The sequence below is a fragment of the Methyloversatilis discipulorum genome (assembly GCF_000385375.1).
In the GTDB taxonomy this organism is placed as follows: domain Bacteria; phylum Pseudomonadota; class Gammaproteobacteria; order Burkholderiales; family Rhodocyclaceae; genus Methyloversatilis; species Methyloversatilis discipulorum_A.
Map to the genome: position 1 here is coordinate 3,953,647 of NZ_ARVV01000001.1, position 15,420 is coordinate 3,969,066.

Sequence of the window (15,420 nt, forward strand, 5' to 3'; positions counted from 1 at the left end):
TCAAACTTCGCACCCTTGCGGGTGAGGTCTGGGCAGCATTTCTGCACCCCACGCCTCACACTCAAAGCTACGGCAACAAGAACAACCGACGTCCCATCAAAGGAAGTGGTGGAGGATGACGGGATCGAACCGACGACCCCCTGCTTGCAAAGCAGGTGCTCTCCCAGCTGAGCTAATCCCCCAAAGACTGCACTTACTCATGCAGGCAATCTGGTGGGTCTGGTTGGGTTCGAACCAACGACCCCCGCCTTATCAAGACGGTGCTCTAACCAGCTGAGCTACAGACCCGGTCCTTCCAGGGTCGGGTGCTCAACGCGGGCTCGTCATCGCTGACTCGCCCGAGCTCCTTGCCCTTGTTGCTTCTTTAACAGCCGATAGGTTGTGGACACGACCTGATTGTGACTCTAGAAAGGAGGTGATCCAGCCGCACCTTCCGATACGGCTACCTTGTTACGACTTCACCCCAGTCATGAATCTCACCGTGGCGACCGCCCCCCTTACGGTTAGGCTAGCCTCTTCTGGTGAAACCCACTCCCATGGTGTGACGGGCGGTGTGTACAAGACCCGGGAACGTATTCACCGCGGCATGCTGATCCGCGATTACTAGCGATTCCGACTTCACGCAGTCGAGTTGCAGACTGCGATCCGGACTACGATCGGCTTTCTGGGATTGGCTCCACCTCGCGGCTTGGCAACCCTCTGTACCGACCATTGTATGACGTGTGAAGCCCTACCCATAAGGGCCATGAGGACTTGACGTCATCCCCACCTTCCTCCGGTTTGTCACCGGCAGTCTCATTAGAGTGCTCTTGCGTAGCAACTAATGACAAGGGTTGCGCTCGTTGCGGGACTTAACCCAACATCTCACGACACGAGCTGACGACAGCCATGCAGCACCTGTGTTACGGCTCTCTTTCGAGCACCCCCACCTCTCAGCAGGGTTCCGTACATGTCAAGGGTAGGTAAGGTTTTTCGCGTTGCATCGAATTAATCCACATCATCCACCGCTTGTGCGGGTCCCCGTCAATTCCTTTGAGTTTTAATCTTGCGACCGTACTCCCCAGGCGGTCGACTTCACGCGTTAGCTGCGGTACTCAATGAGTCTCCTCACCGAACACCTAGTCGACATCGTTTAGGGCGTGGACTACCAGGGTATCTAATCCTGTTTGCTCCCCACGCTTTCGTGCATGAGCGTCAGTATTGGCCCAGGGGGCTGCCTTCGCCATCGGTGTTCCTCCACATCTCTACGCATTTCACTGCTACACGTGGAATTCCACCCCCCTCTGCCATACTCTAGCCGTGCAGTCACAAGCGCAGTTCCCAGGTTAAGCCCGGGGATTTCACACCTGTCTTACACAACCGCCTGCGCACGCTTTACGCCCAGTAATTCCGATTAACGCTCGCACCCTACGTATTACCGCGGCTGCTGGCACGTAGTTAGCCGGTGCTTCTTCTTCAGGTACCGTCATTAGCGAGCTATGTTAGAGCTCGCCGTTTCGTTCCTGCCGAAAGAGCTTTACAACCCGAAGGCCTTCTTCACTCACGCGGAATGGCTGGATCAGGGTTGCCCCCATTGTCCAAAATTCCCCACTGCTGCCTCCCGTAGGAGTCTGGGCCGTGTCTCAGTCCCAGTGTGGCTGATCATCCTCTCAGACCAGCTACAGATCGTTGCCTTGGTAGGCCTTTACCCCACCAACTAGCTAATCTGACATCGGCCACTCCAATCGCGCGAGGTCTTGCGATCCCCCGCTTTCTCCCTCAGGACGTATGCGGTATTAGCACTTCTTTCGAAGTGTTATCCCCCACGACTGGGCATGTTCCGATGTATTACTCACCCGTTCGCCGCTCGCCGCCAGTCCGAAGACCGCGCTGCCGCTCGACTTGCATGTGTAAAGCATTCCGCCAGCGTTCAATCTGAGCCAGGATCAAACTCTTCAGTTTAATTCCCAAAACTCGTCAGAATTCACAGGTATAAGCTTTCGCTTAAAACCTTTGATTCGTATGAGCACTTCAATTTAGTTGTCATGCGATCAACCACCACCCCAGGAATCCCTGAAACGACAGCTACTCGCCGTTACAACCACGCCGTGCCCACACCTATCGGCTGTTTGTTTTGTTAAAGAACGTTCGCTGCTGAGCAACGAGAGGTGCGCATTCTACGGATAATTTCGAGGTGGTCAACACTTTCGCCAAAGATTTTTTAAGTTTTTTTGGCGCACCTCTTTCATGCGGCTACGGGAAAGTACGATTGAATAAAAACATCCCGAAAAATCAAGCCCGAGACGTGCGCGTCTCAGCGCACGACGAGGCGAGAAAATTTTCGCTTGCCCACCTGCGCCACGACCGTTGTGCCTGCCGCGAGCACGAGTCCGCGATCGGAAACCTTGTCGCCATCGAGCCGGACCCCGCCCTGATCGATCATGCGCAGGGCCTCGGAGGTGGTGGCGGTGAGTCCGGCCGCCTTCAACGCCTGTGCGATGCCTATACCTGCACCCGCACTTTCGAGCACCACCTCCTCGAGGTCCTCGGGGATGCCGCCCTGACGGAAACGCGATTCGAAGTCGACCAGCGCTGCCGCCGCTGCCGCCGCGCCATGAAAACGGCCGACGAGTTCCTGCGCCAGCATCACTTTCACGTCCCGCGGATTGCGCCCCGCGGAAACTTCAGCACGCAGGCCCGCGATCTCGTCGAGACCGCGGAAGGACAGCAGTTCGTAGTAACGCCACATCAGTTCGTCGGACACCGACATGACCTTGCCGAAGATTTCGTTCGGCGGCTCGGACACGCCAATGTAGTTGCCCAGTGACTTCGACATCTTGTTGACGCCATCCAGCCCCTCCAGCAGCGGCATCATCAGCACGACCTGTTGCGCCTGGCCGTACTGCTTCTGCAGTTCGCGCCCCATCAGCAGATTGAAGCGCTGATCCGTGCCGCCGAGCTCGACATCCGCCTTCAGCGCAACCGAGTCGTAGCCCTGACACAAGGGATAGAGGAATTCGTGGATGGCGATCGGTTGGTTGCCGGCGTAGCGCTTGGCGAAATCGTCGCGCTCGAGCATGCGGGCAACCGTGTGCCGCGACGCCAGCCGGATCATGCCGTCGGCGCCGAGCTGATTCATCCAGGTCGAGTTGAACACGACCTCCATGCGGGACGGGTCGAGGATCTTGCCCACCTGTTCGCGGTAGGTTTCCGCGTTCTGCAGCACCTGTTCCGGGGACAGCGGCGGGCGGGTCACGTTCTTGCCCGACGGATCGCCGATCGCGCCTGTAAAGTCGCCAATCAGGAACAGGATCTGGTGACCGAGGTCCTGGAAGTGCTTCAGCTTGTTCAGCAGCACGGTGTGACCGAGGTGCAGGTCCGGTGCGGTAGGATCGAACCCCGCCTTGATGCGAAGCGGTCGCCCCGACTTGAGTTTCTCGACCAGATCCGCTTCGGGGAGCAGTTCTTCGACCCCCCGCTTGATCAACGCCAACGCCTGTTCCACTTCAACCATGACCGAACCCCGAATACACGCGCCTCGCGCAGGCAGTTGCCACGCGACGACCGACAAAGCGCTCGATGTTAGCGCAAGCGGGTCGGCGGACAGAAGGATGAGCCGATGAGCTCGCTGTACATCGGGCTGATGTCGGGCACCAGTCTGGACGGGGTAGATGCGGTGCTTGCGGACCTGGCCTCCCCGCGCCCGCAGGTGGCGGGACATGCGCACCGGGCCTTTCCAACCGCCTTGCGGGAAGAACTGCAGACGCTCTGCTCAAGCGGCGACGACGAAATACACCGGTCGCAGATCGCGGCGATCGAATTGGCGCACGTCTATGCAGGGCTGGTCCGCACACTGCTGAACCAGACAGGCGCTGCGGCTGCTTCAATCAAGGCCATAGGCTGCCACGGACAGACCGTCCGCCACATGCCGGCTCACGGCTACACCGTTCAGCTGAACGCACCGGCCATCCTCGCCGAGGAGACGGGTATTTGCGTGGTGTCGGATTTCCGCGCGCGCGACCTGGCCGCCGGCGGACAGGGCGCGCCTCTCGTCCCTGCGTTCCACGCGAGCCTGTTCGGATCAACGGACCGGGCGCGCGCAGTACTGAACCTGGGCGGAATGGCTAACCTGACGCTACTGGAATCCGCCCGGCCCGTGCGCGGTTTCGACTGCGGCCCTGCGAATGTGCTGATGGATGCCTGGATCGCGCATCGTCGCGGCCTTGACTACGACAGGGACGGCGCCTGGGCGGCGAGCGGCCAGGTCGACGCGGCATCGCTTGGGAGACTGCTTGCGCACCCCTTCTTCGCCGCGCCGCCGCCGAAAAGTTGCGGGCGCGAGCAATTCAATCTTGAGTGGCTGCTCGGACTGCTGCCGGAGCACATCCGCGACGAGGACGTCCAGGCCACGCTGGCGGAACTGACCGCACAGTCGGTAGCCGACGCGCTGAACACCGCGGGTTTTCGCCCGGACGATGTCGCGGTGTGCGGCGGGGGCGCGTTCAATCGTCACCTGCTGCAGCGGCTCGCCGTACACGTCGGCTGCCCTGTGCGGAGCACGGCCGATGAAGGCGTACCACCCGAGCAGGTGGAGGCGCTGGCATTCGCGTGGCTGGCGCAGCGCACGCTGAACCGCGAGACGGGCAACCTGCCGGAGGTGACCGGCGCACGCGGCCAGCGCGTGCTCGGCGCGATCTGGCCCGCCTGAGGCAGCGGTCGATCAGACCGAGAAAGACGATCCGCAGCCGCAGGTCGAGGTCGCGTTCGGGTTCTTGATCACGAACTGCGCGCCCTCGAGACCTTCGCTGTAGTCGATCTCTGCGCCGACGAGATACTGGTAGCTCATCGGGTCGATCAGCAGCGTCACGCCATTCTTCTCGAGCGCGGTGTCGTCCTCGTTGGTCACTTCGTCAAAAGTGAAACCGTACTGGAAGCCGGAACAGCCACCACCGGACACGAAAACACGCAGCTTCAGATCCGGGTTGCCCTCTTCGAGGATCAGCTCCTTCACCTTGTTCGCTGCGCTTTCGGAAAAGACCAGCGGAAGGGGCATTTCAGTCACTGCATTCATAAGTATGTACTCCTGGTTGACGCTTCGCCGGCATCAGCTTCCGCTGGCCAGCTTCAATTCGACCGCGCGCGGCGCAGTCTCCTGATGTTCGAGTTGCCCCTTGACGATGGCGCCGAGGTGCACCTCCAGACGGTTGTAGACCACGTCACCGGAAATTCGTGCCTGCGGCTGCAGTTCCAGAAACTCGGTCGACACGATAGGACCTTGCACGGTCCCGTTGATCATCGCATGCGTGACAGTCACCGCACCTTCGATACGCGCATGCTCGCTCAGCACCAGCGTACTCGGCGCGTTGTCATCGGCACGTACGTTGCCGATCACCTCGCCATCGACGCGCAGGCCGCCGCGGAAATGGATGTCGCCATTCACACGCGTGCCTGCACCAATCAGGCTGTCGATGCGCTTGCTGGGTTTCTCAGGCTTCTTGCCGAACATGTCCCCTCCGATTCCGGCAACCGTCACAAGGATGCGGTCGCTCTTGCCCTGATCTGTCCATCCTGCAGGAAGCGAGCCTCGATGGAGAGCAACCTCGCCTCCTTCGGTACGGCGAGCACGCCATCGACACGCTGGAAATGCCGGAAAGTCAGCCGGCTGTTCTCGGCACCCGAATCCGGCGGGAAAGTGATGGTAGCACCCTGACCGGCACGGTCAATCGACGCCACGATCTGGTAAGTACCCTTAGTGTCGACGTCGACCTTCCCTCCCTGGCGGACGATGAGCATGCGATAGCGGTACCGCCCGGCCTCTCCGTCCGGCTCCAGCACCAGCCGGTTGATCTTGAAACCCTGCTCGATACCGCTGGAACCCGCCCCGGCCAGGCTTTCGAAAATCAGAGCGTCTTCCCGCAAGCGCGCATTCTCGCTCTCCAGCGAACGTATCCGGGCGGCCAGCTGTTCCTGTGCCGTGCGTTCGATCTGCAGGCTGCTGTGTGCCGAGTCTGCCTGCTGTCGCATGCTCGCAAGCTCGGCATCCATGACCGCCAGACGCTCACGCAATGAGACGACCTCGGCTTGCATGTCATCGACGTCCAGCCCGACCCAGCCTCGACCGGCGTCGTAGATTCCACGGGCAGCCGCCAGCGCCAGTGCCATGACGCCGGCCGCGACGAGAAGCTTGAGCCACCAGGGCGCGTGCGAACGGATCGCCACCTGCCGCGCGGCGATACCGTGGCGGAAGCGCCAGCGGCGCGCCCTCAGGGCAAGACCGGAACGAGTTCTAGCCCACACGACTCGTCGAACCCGAACATCAGATTCATGTTCTGCACCGCCTGTCCGGCAGCCCCCTTGACCAGGTTGTCGATCACCGACAAGACCACGACTGTGTCGCCGCCCTGCGGACGATGGACCGCGATCCGGCAGGTGTTCGACGCACGCACCGAACGTGTCTCAGGATGACTGCCGGCGGGCAGCACATCAACGAAGCGCTCGCCGCGATAGCGGTTCTCGAACAGGGCCTGCAAGTCGCAGTCCTTGGTCAGTCGAGCATAAAGCGTCGCATGGATGCCACGAATCAATGGTGTCAAATGAGGTACGAAAGTCAGGCCCACGTCGGCACCGGCCACGGCGGCCAGCCCCTGGCGTATCTCGGGTAGATGCCGGTGCCCACCGACACCGTAAGCCTTGAAGTTGTCCCCAGCCTCCGCGAACAAGGTGTGCACCTCGGCCTTGCGCCCCGCACCGGATACACCCGACTTCGCATCGGCGATCAGCGTAGCGCGGTCGATGACGCCCGCCTCGATCAGCGGAATGAATCCGAGTTGCACCGCCGTCGGATAGCAGCCAGGATTGGCCACCAGCCGCGCCGTGCGCACCTGCTCACGATTGACTTCCGGCAAGCCGTAGATCGCGGTCTTCAGTACGTCAGGGCACGCATGCGGCATGCCGTACCACTTTTCCCACGCCGCTTCGTCCTTCAACCGGAAATCCGCGGCCAGATCGACCACTTTCACCCCGGCTTCGAGCAGCGCAGGCACCTGCTGCATCGCGATGCCGTTCGGCGTCGCAAAGAAGACGACGTCGCAGTTCTCCAGCCCAGCCTGGGCCGGGTCCGAAAAAGCGAGATCGACATGACCGCGCAGGCTGGGAAACATGTCCGCTACCGGACGCCCCGCATCGCCGCGCGAAGTGATGGCCGACAGCTCGACCTCGGGGTGGCGCGCCAATAGGCGCAGCAATTCGACCCCGGTGTAGCCTGTTCCGCCAACGATGCCCGCCTTGATACCCACTTCGATCCCTCCTGCGCCGACCCGCGCCGATCCATCCGGATCGATCACGGAAAAAGCGGAATGATGCCAGAAATGAAAAAAGCCGCCCGAAGGCGGCTCTTTCCGTGCGCCGGAGCGCGGTGTATCAGCGCTTCGAGAACTGCTTGCGACGACGCGCCTTGTGGAAGCCGACCTTCTTACGCTCGACTTCACGGGCATCGCGGGTGACGAAACCAGCCTTGCTCAGCGCCGGCTTCAGCGTCGCGTCGTAATCGATCAGCGCGCGGGTGATGCCGTGACGCACTGCACCAGCCTGACCCGATTCGCCACCACCGGTGACATTCACGAGAATGTCGAAGGTGCTGACGTGTTCGGTCAGCTCGAGCGGCTGACGGACGACCATGCGGCCCGTTTCGCGCGAGAAGAACTCGTCCACCGGCTTGTCATTGACGACGAAAGCGCCCTTGCCCGGACGCAGGAACACGCGGGCAACCGCGGTCTTGCGACGGCCGGTGCCATAGTAATAATCAACTTTGAATGCCATGACCGTTCCGTCCTCAGATGTCCAGAGCCTTGGGCTGCTGCGCGGCGTGCGGATGCTCTGCGCCGGCGTAGCACTTCAGCTTCTTGATCATCGCGTAACCGAGCGGACCCTTGGGCAGCATGCCCTTGACGGCCTTCTCAAGCACGCGCGCCGGGAAGCGCTGCTGCAGCTTGGTGAAATTGGTTTCGTAGATACCGCCCGGGTAACCCGAATGGCGGTAGTACTTCTTGTCCTGCGCCTTGTCACCGGTCACACGCAGCTTCTCGACATTCACGACGACGATGTAGTCACCGGTGTCCACGTGCGGGGTGAAGACAGGCTTGTGCTTGCCGCGCAGACGGCGTGCGATCTCACTGGCGAGGCGCCCGAGTACCTTGTCAGAGGCATCGACAACGTACCAGTCGCGCACGACTTCATGCGGCTTGGCTGAAAAGGTTTTCATCTCGAACGTCCTGTGATTCTGGGCGAGATCGCCCAAAAGCCCGCGAATTTAACTCGCGAGTTCGAGCGTGTCAATCCCTGATAGACAACAAAAAAAGCGCGACTCCTGGGAGTCGCGCTGAATCCACACCAAAGGAGGAGGGTGGAGGAGACACCTGCGGCAGACATCGCATTGAACGACGCCCGCGAAACCTGTCCTGATTATTGATCACGCTCAACGCAAAGGCAAGAATTTTTTGCATCGCACAAAGACGGTGCGCCTGCCATTTCCGCACCACCCGCCAACGCCTGCCACACAAACAACCATTCAAATCATGTGGATAAAAGAGATACCTGCGGCCATCGATCAGAACCCAAGTCAGGAACACCGCTCACCACACCGTCGCCAGCAAACCGGCTACCGCAGCGCACCAATCCCCATGGGCCGCGCGCCGGCCGACACCTGATTACAATCGCGCATCACTGAAGGGAGTGCGTAATGGACTGTGTGGTGAAGTGGGTGGACAACATGAGCTTCCTGGCCGAGACCGGCTCGGGACACATGATCAATATGGATGGCGCACCCGAAGCAGGCGGCCGCAACCTGGCGGCGCGCCCGATGGAACTGCTGCTGGCGGGCACCGGCGGCTGCACTGCATTCGACGTCATGCTCATCCTGAAGAAGAGCCGCCAGCAGGTCACCGGTTGCGAAGTTGCTCTGAAGGCGGATCGCGCGAGCGAAGACCCCAAGGTATTCACCCGCATCGGCTTTCATTTCAAGATCAGTGGTCGCGGCCTGAAACCCGAGGTGGTCGAGCGCGCGATTCACCTCTCGGCCGAGAAGTACTGCTCCGCGTCCATCATGATCGGCAAGACCGCGAAGATGGAACACACGTGGGAGATCATCGAAACCGGCGCCTGACGCCCCTCGCTCAGACGTAATAGGCGACGCCGGTCATGACCCGGGAGGCGGCCCGCATCGCGAGTCGGACGGGCGCCGGGAGTTGCGCAGCGCCGAGCCGCTCGGCCGTGTGCGCATGTTCGCGCTCGTCCTGGCGCATCTGTTCCAGTATCCGCCAGGATTTCTGGTCGGCCGGCGGCAGGCGGTCAAGGTGCCCCTGCAGGTGTGCTTCGACCTGCTTCTCGGTTTCGGCAAGGAAGCCCAGATTCCACTTGTCGCCGACCAGCCCGGCCGCAACCCCCATCATCAGCGCGCCGCCGTACCACAGCGGGTTGAGCAGGCTGGGACGGCTGCCCAGTTCAGCCATGCGCGAAGCTGTCCAGCTCAGGTGCTCGGTTTCCTCGACAGCCGCACGGCGCAGGGCGTCGCGCACGGCGGGCTCACGGCAGGTCAGGGCCTGCCCCTGGTAGAGGGCCTGGGCGCAGATCTCACCGACGTGGTTGATGCGCATCAGCGCGCCGACCTGACTGCGCTGCGTCTCGTCGAGCTCGGCCTCAGGCAGCTCACCGCCGGGCAGCGGCCGTCCGGTGCGCGCAGGCGCGGCCAGTGTGCGCAGAGCGCGATCAAGTTCGGTAATCAGGCGGTCGAGCATGGAGATCGTCGATGAAAGTCGGAATGTTCAACGATAGCCGGTCAGCGGCGTACCGGTGCGTGCATTGAAACTGTTGGCCAGCATTTCGAGCACCTTCTTCGGCTGCAGTGCGAAGCCATCCGCGCACATGTAATCCGAATACAGCATGAAGGGGTAGGAATTCAGGCGGTTTCCGCCGCCGATCGGAAGCCAACGGCTGCCGCGCGTCGGCGCCCACTCACGGTTCGAACGCAGGTTTGCATACGTCCTGCGCTCACCTGTACCGCAGCGCAGCGCCTCAGCCGCGATGTTTTCGGTCCCGCTTGGCGCGACAACGCGGGATATGTAGCGGATGGCGCCGTCCTTGCCGACAGTCAGCGGCTCGCGCGCGATGTAGTAGCGGTTGCGCGTCGAGGCATTCAGATAGAACTCCTGCCACTCGACCTTCTCCGGCAGCGGAGGGACTTCGTAATCGTCCTCGGTCACCTTGGCCGCCGGATCGACGGTTTCGCCACGGAAGGGCTCAGGCTTCTGCCAGTCGGTGATCTGCGCATGGACCGCGGAAACACCTGCAAGAAAGATGAGGCCGGACAGCAACCGGCCAACGGGGAAAAACGGCATTTCAGTTCACCAGGTCAGCGCACAGCGATGTTCGCAGCGCCGCCGGCACAGGCGTAACGCCCGCACTGTAGTGCGGATGGTCGACGCCGACCGACAGGGCCGCGCCCTCGACGAGCGCGCGTTTCATTTCGGCAGTCAGTTCAAAGCGCAGAAAATGCACCGCCGAGGTCTTGACCGCGTTCTCGCGCTCAAGATCCTCGTCGGCGATCGCGGACACTGGAGGGAATCCATCGACCTGCATCCACACGGTGTCCTCGATGCCGATCAGTCGGGCGAGGTTCTGCGTTCGCTGCTGCTCGTCCGGATACTCGATCAACATCGTGGCCTTGAAGTTGCTGCCATCGGGGATGAGGGGATTGTAAGCGCCCAGTTCGTCGAGAATGCCCGCCTCCTCGAAAGTGCGTTCGATCCGCAGCATTTCCTGCACCTGATAGCGGACGGTCAGTTCGTCCTCGAACAGCAACGTCACGTGCTCGCCAAGATGCAGTGTGCGCTCACGCTTGTGCGCGATCACACGGGCCCGGAACTGCGGGCGCTCGCGCGCATACTGCTCGAGGCTCATCAGACTGTCGCGTGCGATTGCCGGCATCTATCACCCTCCCTCAGCCCAGTCCATAGGCAATGCACAACAAGGTCAGCGGATGCGCCTTCTGCGCGCGCGTGCCGCCCTGACTGTCGGCGATGCCCTGCATGATGTGGCGGCCGGCGATCGGGCAGTCCGAGCTGACGAAGTCAGGGTCGCTGCCCTGCATCTGCCGGAACACCGGCCTGCCGATCTTCATCGACTGATCGAAGAACTCCTCTTTCACGCCCCAGGTGCCGTCGTGACCCGCGCAGCGCTCGACCGTGCTGACCTGCGTACCGGGCACCAGTTGCAGCGCTTCGCGCGTTTTCTGGCCGACGTTCTGCACGCGCGAGTGGCAGGGGATGTGATAGGACACGCGACCGAGTTCGCGCCTGAAATCGCTCTTCAGCAACCCGTCTTTATGCCGCAGCACGAAGTACTCGAACGGATCGAACATCGCATCGGCCACCGCACGGACATCGGCGTCGTCGGGAAACATCAGCGGCAGTTCCTGCTTGAACATGAGCGTGCACGACGGCACCGGCGCCAGGATGGCCCACCCTTCACGCGCGAGGCGTGCGAGTGGCGGAATGTTGATCGCCTTCAGTGCCTCCACCTGCGCCAGATCGCCCAGTTCGAGCTTGGGCATGCCGCAGCAGGCTTCCTTCTCGACCAGAACGGAAGGGATTTCGTTGTGCGCCAGCAACTTGAGCAGATCGACGCCGATACCCGGTTCGTTGTAGTTGATGTAGCAAGTCGAGAACACCGCCACCTTTCCGGGCGTGCGCTGTCCGTCGCGCACGGCGAAACCGTCGGCCGGCTCGGCAATGCCGCGGAAGCGACGCGGCGCGTAAGGCGGCAGCTGGCGATCCTTGTGTACGCCGAGCACCCGCTGCATCAGCGAACGCGCAGCACCATTGCCGTTCACCGCATTGACGGTCTGCGCCACTACCGGAATGGCGGCGAGCTTGCCAATGGCATCGGTGCTGGTCAGCAGGCGGTCGCGGAAGCGCGTCTCGCCCTTCCTGAACTTGATCGCCTTGGCGCGCAACATGAGGTGCGGGAAGTCGAGATTCCACTGATGCGGCGGCACGTACGGACACTTGGTCATGAAGCACATGTCGCACAGATAGCACTGGTCCACCACCTCCCAGTACCGCTGCTTCGGAATCGCATCCACTTCACCGCTGTCGCCTTCGTCGATCAGGTCGAACAGCTTGGGGAAGGCGGTGCATAGATTCACGCACCGGCGGCAGCCGTGGCAGATGTCGTACGTGCGTTCGAGTTCCTGCATCAGCGCCGCCTCGTCGTAGTAGGCGGCACTCTTCCAGTCTATCGGGTGGCGCTTCGGTGGCTCCAGACTGCCTTCGCGAACGGTCATCGCACATTCTCCGGTCGACGCACGGGGTGGCGGACGCCGGCAACGCCCGCGTCCACCGTGGCGGAGCGCTGCCGGCCCGCGGCCGGCGTGAACTCAGTCGAGCAAGCCGTCGAGCGCCTTCTGGAAACGATTGGCGTGCGAGCGCTCGGCCTTGGCCAGCGTCTCGAACCAGTCGGCAATTTCCTCAAACCCCTCGTCGCGAGCGGTCTTGGCCATGCCCGGATACATATCGGTGTACTCGTGCGTCTCGCCGGCTATCGACGCCTTCAGGTTGTCACGCGTACCGCCGATCGGCAGACCGGTCGCGGGATCGCCACAGGCTTCGAGATATTCCAGGTGCCCGTGTGCGTGACCCGTTTCGCCCTCGGCCGTGGAACGAAAGACGGCGGCGACGTCGTTCTGTCCCTCGACATCGGCCTTGGCCGCAAAGTACAGATAGCGGCGATTCGCCTGCGACTCTCCGGCAAACGCGCACTTCAGATTGTCCTCGGTCTTCGAACCCTTGAGTTGCATGGACGCCTCCTTCAACAATGGGTGAGGGATGCCCCGGAGGGCAGGGCCGCGCCGGCAACAGGCGAAGAAACGGCGCGACTTAGACCCAGTATAAGCAGGCATTGCGCCGCTTCAAGGACGGCGGATCGACTGAGGGGTGAGGTCAGGAAGACGAGTGCAGCGGATCCTGCAGCGCACCAGGGCCCGGAAGCGCGTGTTCGCCGGCGTCGTCGCCGTCGGGCTGCCGCATCGCACCACGCGGACGCGGTGGACGAAAAGCCAGGCGCGCAAGTTCGGTGAGCGCCTGCTGGTAGACCTGGCGCTTGAACTCGATCACCGAGTCGAGCGGAATCCAGTAGTCGCTCCAGCGCCAGGCATCGAATTCCGGGTGGTCGGTGGCGCGCAGGCAGACATCGCAGTCGCGACCGACCATGCGCAGCAGATACCAGATCTGCTTCTGGCCGCGGTAGGCGCTGCGCCATTCGCGTCGCACCCAATTGCGCGGCACGTCGTAGCGCAGCCAGTCGCGCGTGCGACCGACGATGCGCACATGCTGCGGACGCAGCCCCAGCTCTTCCCAGAGCTCGCGATACATCGCCTGCTCCGGCGATTCGCCGTGGTTGATGCCCCCCTGAGGAAACTGCCAGGCGTGCTCGCCTATGCGCTTGCCCCAGAAGACCTCGTTGCGCCCGTTGATCAGAATGATGCCGACGTTCGGGCGGTACCCTTCCCGGTCGAGCATGGTTGAACCTGCTGTGTAAGATTTTCCGTGGATTCTTCCACATTTCGCCGCCGAATTGAAGCAAACGACCCGGCGCGGGCCGATCCGCGCGAAACGGCTAGAATCGGAGGTTTATTGCCTGATCCGCAGCGGATTCCACTCCCTCCATGTACGCCAGCAAATTCTTCATTTCCACGCTCAAGGAAGCCCCCTCGGACGCCGAGGTCGTGTCGCACAAGCTCATGACCCGCGCCGGCATGATCCGCAAGCTCGCCGGCGGCATTTACAACTACATGCCGATGGGGCTGCGGGTGATCCGCAAGATCGAGGGCATCATCCGCGACGAGATGAACAGCGCCGGCGCCATCGAACTGCTGATGCCGCTGATACAGCCGGCCGAGCTGTGGCAGGAAACCGGCCGCTGGGACAAGATGGGGCCGGAAATGCTGCGGGTGAAGGACAGGCACGACCGCGACTTCATCATCCAGCCGACGTCGGAAGAGGTGGTGACCGACATCGCTCGCGCCGAAATCCACAGCTGGCGCCAGTTGCCGAAGAATTTCTATCACATCCAGACCAAGTTCCGCGACGAACGCCGGCCGCGCTTCGGCGTGATGCGCGGCCGCGAATTCACGATGAAGGACGCCTACTCCTTCGACCGTGACGAAGAAGCCGCCGGCCGCAGCTACGACATCATGTTCGACGCCTACATGCGCATCTTCCGTCGCCTGGGCCTCGAATTCCGCGCCGTCGCCGCCGACACCGGCGCCATCGGCGGCTCGCGCAGTCACGAATTCCAGGTGATCGCCGACACCGGCGAGGACCTGATCGCCTGGTGCCCGGATTCCGACTACGCCGCCAACATCGAACTGGCGCAGGCAACCGCGCTGATCGCCGACCGCGCAGCGCCGATCCAGACGCTGGAAAAGGCCCCCACACCGGGCACCGTGCGCTGCGAGGACGTCGCCACACTGCTCGGCCTGCCGCTCGAACGCACGGTCAAGTCGATCGTGCTGGCGACCGATAAGGAAGGCAAGACCGAGCTGTGGCTGCTGATGCTGCGCGGCGATCACGAACTGAACGAGGTGAAGGCGTCGAAGCTGGCCGGCCTGAAGGACGGCTTCCGTTTCGCGACCGAAGCCGAGATCGTCGAGCATTTCGGCTGCAAGCCGGGCTATCTGGGTCCGGTCGGACTGAAGAAGCCGGTACACGTAATCGCCGACCTGACGGTGGCCAACATGAGCGATTTCGTCACCGGCGCGAACGAGGTGGACGCCCACCTGACCGGCGTGAACTGGGGACGCGACCTGCCGGAGCCCGAGGCCGTCGTCGATCTGCGCAACGTGGTCGAGGGCGACCCGTCGCCGGACGGCAAGGGCCGGCTGTCGATACAGCGCGGCATCGAGGTCGGTCACGTGTTCTTCCTCGGCACCAAATATTCGGAAGCGATGAACTGCACCTATCTCGACGAAACCGGCAAACCGCGCGTCATGGTCATGGGCTGTTACGGCATTGGCGTGACCCGTCTGGTCGGCGCCGCCATCGAGCAGAACCACGACGAGCGCGGCATCATCTGGCCGCAGTCCATCGCGCCCTTCGAAGTGGTCATCTGCCCGGTCGGCTGGAGCAAGTCGGAACAGGTGCGCGCGACCGCCACTCAGCTGTACGACGAACTGAGCGAAGCCGGCTTTGACGTCATCCTCGATGACCGCGACGAGCGTCCGGGTGTCATGTTCGCCGACTGGGAACTGATCGGCGTGCCGCACCGGATCACGGTCGGCGAGCGCGGCCTGAAGGAAGGCGTGATCGAGTACCAGAACCGGCGCGACGCGGCGGCGCAGAAGGTGGCGCCGGATGCCGTGCGCGCGCTGATCGGCGAGCCGGTCTGACC

General features: G+C 62.4%; 16 protein-coding genes, 2 tRNA genes and 1 rRNA gene. 3 read left to right on the top strand and 16 right to left on the bottom strand.

Going from position 1 to position 15,420, the window contains the following annotated elements:
* Positions 1-106 precede the first annotated feature (106 nt).
* The 4 genes from METRZ18153_RS0118330 to tyrS form a co-directional block, all read right to left on the bottom strand.
* Positions 107-182: transfer RNA gene (locus METRZ18153_RS0118330), tRNA-Ala, on the bottom strand.
* 29 nt (positions 183-211) lie between these two features.
* Positions 212-288 (bottom strand) — tRNA-Ile (locus METRZ18153_RS0118335).
* Positions 289-408: 120 nt separating this feature from the next.
* A 16S ribosomal RNA gene (locus tag METRZ18153_RS0118340) occupies positions 409-1,941 on the bottom strand.
* A 352-nt stretch (positions 1,942-2,293) separates the two neighbouring features.
* A complete protein-coding gene (tyrS, locus tag METRZ18153_RS0118345; RefSeq protein ID WP_029143875.1) occupies positions 2,294-3,493 on the bottom strand; it encodes a tyrosine--tRNA ligase in 1,200 nt (399 codons plus the stop codon).
* A gap of 105 nt (positions 3,494-3,598) precedes the next feature.
* Here tyrS and METRZ18153_RS0118350 point away from each other — a divergent pair, with 105 nt between their 5' ends.
* Positions 3,599-4,687 carry an anhydro-N-acetylmuramic acid kinase gene (locus METRZ18153_RS0118350; protein WP_020166118.1) on the top strand — a complete coding sequence of 363 codons (1,089 nt, stop codon included), beginning with the start codon at positions 3,599-3,601 and terminating at the stop codon, positions 4,685-4,687.
* 12 nt (positions 4,688-4,699) lie between these two features.
* On the opposite strand, the gene erpA is transcribed toward METRZ18153_RS0118350, so the two are convergent.
* The 6 genes from erpA to rplM all read right to left on the bottom strand — a co-directional run bounded on the left by erpA (position 4,700) and on the right by rplM (position 8,239).
* On the bottom strand, positions 4,700-5,050 hold the full coding sequence (gene erpA / locus METRZ18153_RS0118355) for an iron-sulfur cluster insertion protein ErpA (RefSeq protein ID WP_019916445.1): 351 nt from the start codon (positions 5,048-5,050) through the stop codon (positions 4,700-4,702).
* A 33-nt stretch (positions 5,051-5,083) separates the two neighbouring features.
* Complete coding sequence (locus tag METRZ18153_RS0118360; RefSeq protein ID WP_020166119.1) at positions 5,084-5,485, bottom strand: bactofilin family protein; 402 nt, start codon at positions 5,483-5,485, stop codon at positions 5,084-5,086.
* 23 nt (positions 5,486-5,508) lie between these two features.
* Positions 5,509-6,198 carry a DUF6776 family protein gene (locus tag METRZ18153_RS0118365; protein WP_020166120.1) on the bottom strand — a complete coding sequence of 230 codons (690 nt, stop codon included), beginning with the start codon at positions 6,196-6,198 and terminating at the stop codon, positions 5,509-5,511.
* 44 nt (positions 6,199-6,242) lie between these two features.
* On the bottom strand, positions 6,243-7,274 hold the full coding sequence (gene argC / locus METRZ18153_RS0118370) for an N-acetyl-gamma-glutamyl-phosphate reductase (RefSeq protein WP_020166121.1): 1,032 nt from the start codon (positions 7,272-7,274) through the stop codon (positions 6,243-6,245).
* Positions 7,275-7,398: 124 nt separating this feature from the next.
* Positions 7,399-7,797 carry a 30S ribosomal protein S9 gene (gene rpsI, locus METRZ18153_RS0118375; RefSeq protein ID WP_019916439.1) on the bottom strand — a complete coding sequence of 133 codons (399 nt, stop codon included), beginning with the start codon at positions 7,795-7,797 and terminating at the stop codon, positions 7,399-7,401.
* A 13-nt stretch (positions 7,798-7,810) separates the two neighbouring features.
* Entirely contained in the window at positions 7,811-8,239 is a 429-nt protein-coding gene (gene rplM, locus METRZ18153_RS0118380) for a 50S ribosomal protein L13 (RefSeq protein ID WP_020166122.1), read from the bottom strand.
* Positions 8,240-8,716: 477 nt separating this feature from the next.
* On the opposite strand from rplM, the gene METRZ18153_RS0118385 reads away from it, so the two are divergent.
* A complete protein-coding gene (locus METRZ18153_RS0118385) occupies positions 8,717-9,139 on the top strand; it encodes an OsmC family protein (protein WP_020166123.1) in 423 nt (140 codons plus the stop codon).
* A gap of 10 nt (positions 9,140-9,149) precedes the next feature.
* On the opposite strand, the gene coq7 is transcribed toward METRZ18153_RS0118385, so the two are convergent.
* From coq7 to METRZ18153_RS0118415, 6 genes are all read right to left on the bottom strand, one after another.
* On the bottom strand, positions 9,150-9,776 hold the full coding sequence (gene coq7, locus METRZ18153_RS0118390) for a 2-polyprenyl-3-methyl-6-methoxy-1,4-benzoquinone monooxygenase (RefSeq protein WP_198291263.1): 627 nt from the start codon (positions 9,774-9,776) through the stop codon (positions 9,150-9,152).
* Between the two features lie 21 nt (positions 9,777-9,797).
* Positions 9,798-10,370, bottom strand: a complete 573-nt coding sequence (locus tag METRZ18153_RS0118395; protein ID WP_043363952.1) for a CNP1-like family protein — start codon at positions 10,368-10,370, stop codon at positions 9,798-9,800.
* A 1-nt stretch (position 10,371) separates the two neighbouring features.
* A complete protein-coding gene (locus METRZ18153_RS0118400) occupies positions 10,372-10,959 on the bottom strand; it encodes a DUF3501 family protein (protein ID WP_020166126.1) in 588 nt (195 codons plus the stop codon).
* A 13-nt stretch (positions 10,960-10,972) separates the two neighbouring features.
* Entirely contained in the window at positions 10,973-12,316 is a 1,344-nt protein-coding gene (locus METRZ18153_RS0118405) for a heterodisulfide reductase-related iron-sulfur binding cluster (protein ID WP_020166127.1), read from the bottom strand.
* Positions 12,317-12,409: 93 nt separating this feature from the next.
* Complete coding sequence (locus METRZ18153_RS0118410) at positions 12,410-12,829, bottom strand: rubrerythrin family protein (protein WP_019916429.1); 420 nt, start codon at positions 12,827-12,829, stop codon at positions 12,410-12,412.
* Positions 12,830-12,971: 142 nt separating this feature from the next.
* Positions 12,972-13,550 (bottom strand): RNA pyrophosphohydrolase, encoded by a 579-nt coding sequence (locus tag METRZ18153_RS0118415; protein ID WP_020166128.1) that lies wholly within the window; start codon positions 13,548-13,550, stop codon positions 12,972-12,974.
* 146 nt (positions 13,551-13,696) lie between these two features.
* On the opposite strand from METRZ18153_RS0118415, the gene METRZ18153_RS0118420 reads away from it, so the two are divergent.
* Positions 13,697-15,418 carry a proline--tRNA ligase gene (locus METRZ18153_RS0118420; RefSeq protein ID WP_020166129.1) on the top strand — a complete coding sequence of 574 codons (1,722 nt, stop codon included), beginning with the start codon at positions 13,697-13,699 and terminating at the stop codon, positions 15,416-15,418.
* The last annotated feature ends 2 nt before the right edge of the window (positions 15,419-15,420 follow it).

Bases quoted from the DNA above. Each gene is read 5' to 3' on its own strand.
- tyrS (WP_029143875.1), bottom strand. From the start codon at position 3,493: ATGGTTGAAGTGGAACAGGCGTTGGCGTTGATCAAGCGGGGGGTCGAA.
- METRZ18153_RS0118350 (WP_020166118.1), top strand. From the start codon at position 3,599: ATGAGCTCGCTGTACATCGGGCTGATGTCGGGCACCAGTCTGGACGGG.
- erpA (WP_019916445.1), bottom strand. From the start codon at position 5,050: ATGAATGCAGTGACTGAAATGCCCCTTCCGCTGGTCTTTTCCGAAAGC.
- METRZ18153_RS0118360 (WP_020166119.1), bottom strand. From the start codon at position 5,485: ATGTTCGGCAAGAAGCCTGAGAAACCCAGCAAGCGCATCGACAGCCTG.
- rpsI (WP_019916439.1), bottom strand. From the start codon at position 7,797: ATGGCATTCAAAGTTGATTATTACTATGGCACCGGCCGTCGCAAGACC.
- rplM (WP_020166122.1), bottom strand. From the start codon at position 8,239: ATGAAAACCTTTTCAGCCAAGCCGCATGAAGTCGTGCGCGACTGGTAC.
- METRZ18153_RS0118385 (WP_020166123.1), top strand. From the start codon at position 8,717: ATGGACTGTGTGGTGAAGTGGGTGGACAACATGAGCTTCCTGGCCGAG.
- METRZ18153_RS0118395 (WP_043363952.1), bottom strand. From the start codon at position 10,370: ATGCCGTTTTTCCCCGTTGGCCGGTTGCTGTCCGGCCTCATCTTTCTT.
- METRZ18153_RS0118400 (WP_020166126.1), bottom strand. From the start codon at position 10,959: ATGCCGGCAATCGCACGCGACAGTCTGATGAGCCTCGAGCAGTATGCG.
- METRZ18153_RS0118405 (WP_020166127.1), bottom strand. From the start codon at position 12,316: ATGACCGTTCGCGAAGGCAGTCTGGAGCCACCGAAGCGCCACCCGATA.
- METRZ18153_RS0118410 (WP_019916429.1), bottom strand. From the start codon at position 12,829: ATGCAACTCAAGGGTTCGAAGACCGAGGACAATCTGAAGTGCGCGTTT.
- METRZ18153_RS0118415 (WP_020166128.1), bottom strand. From the start codon at position 13,550: ATGCTCGACCGGGAAGGGTACCGCCCGAACGTCGGCATCATTCTGATC.
- METRZ18153_RS0118420 (WP_020166129.1), top strand. From the start codon at position 13,697: ATGTACGCCAGCAAATTCTTCATTTCCACGCTCAAGGAAGCCCCCTCG.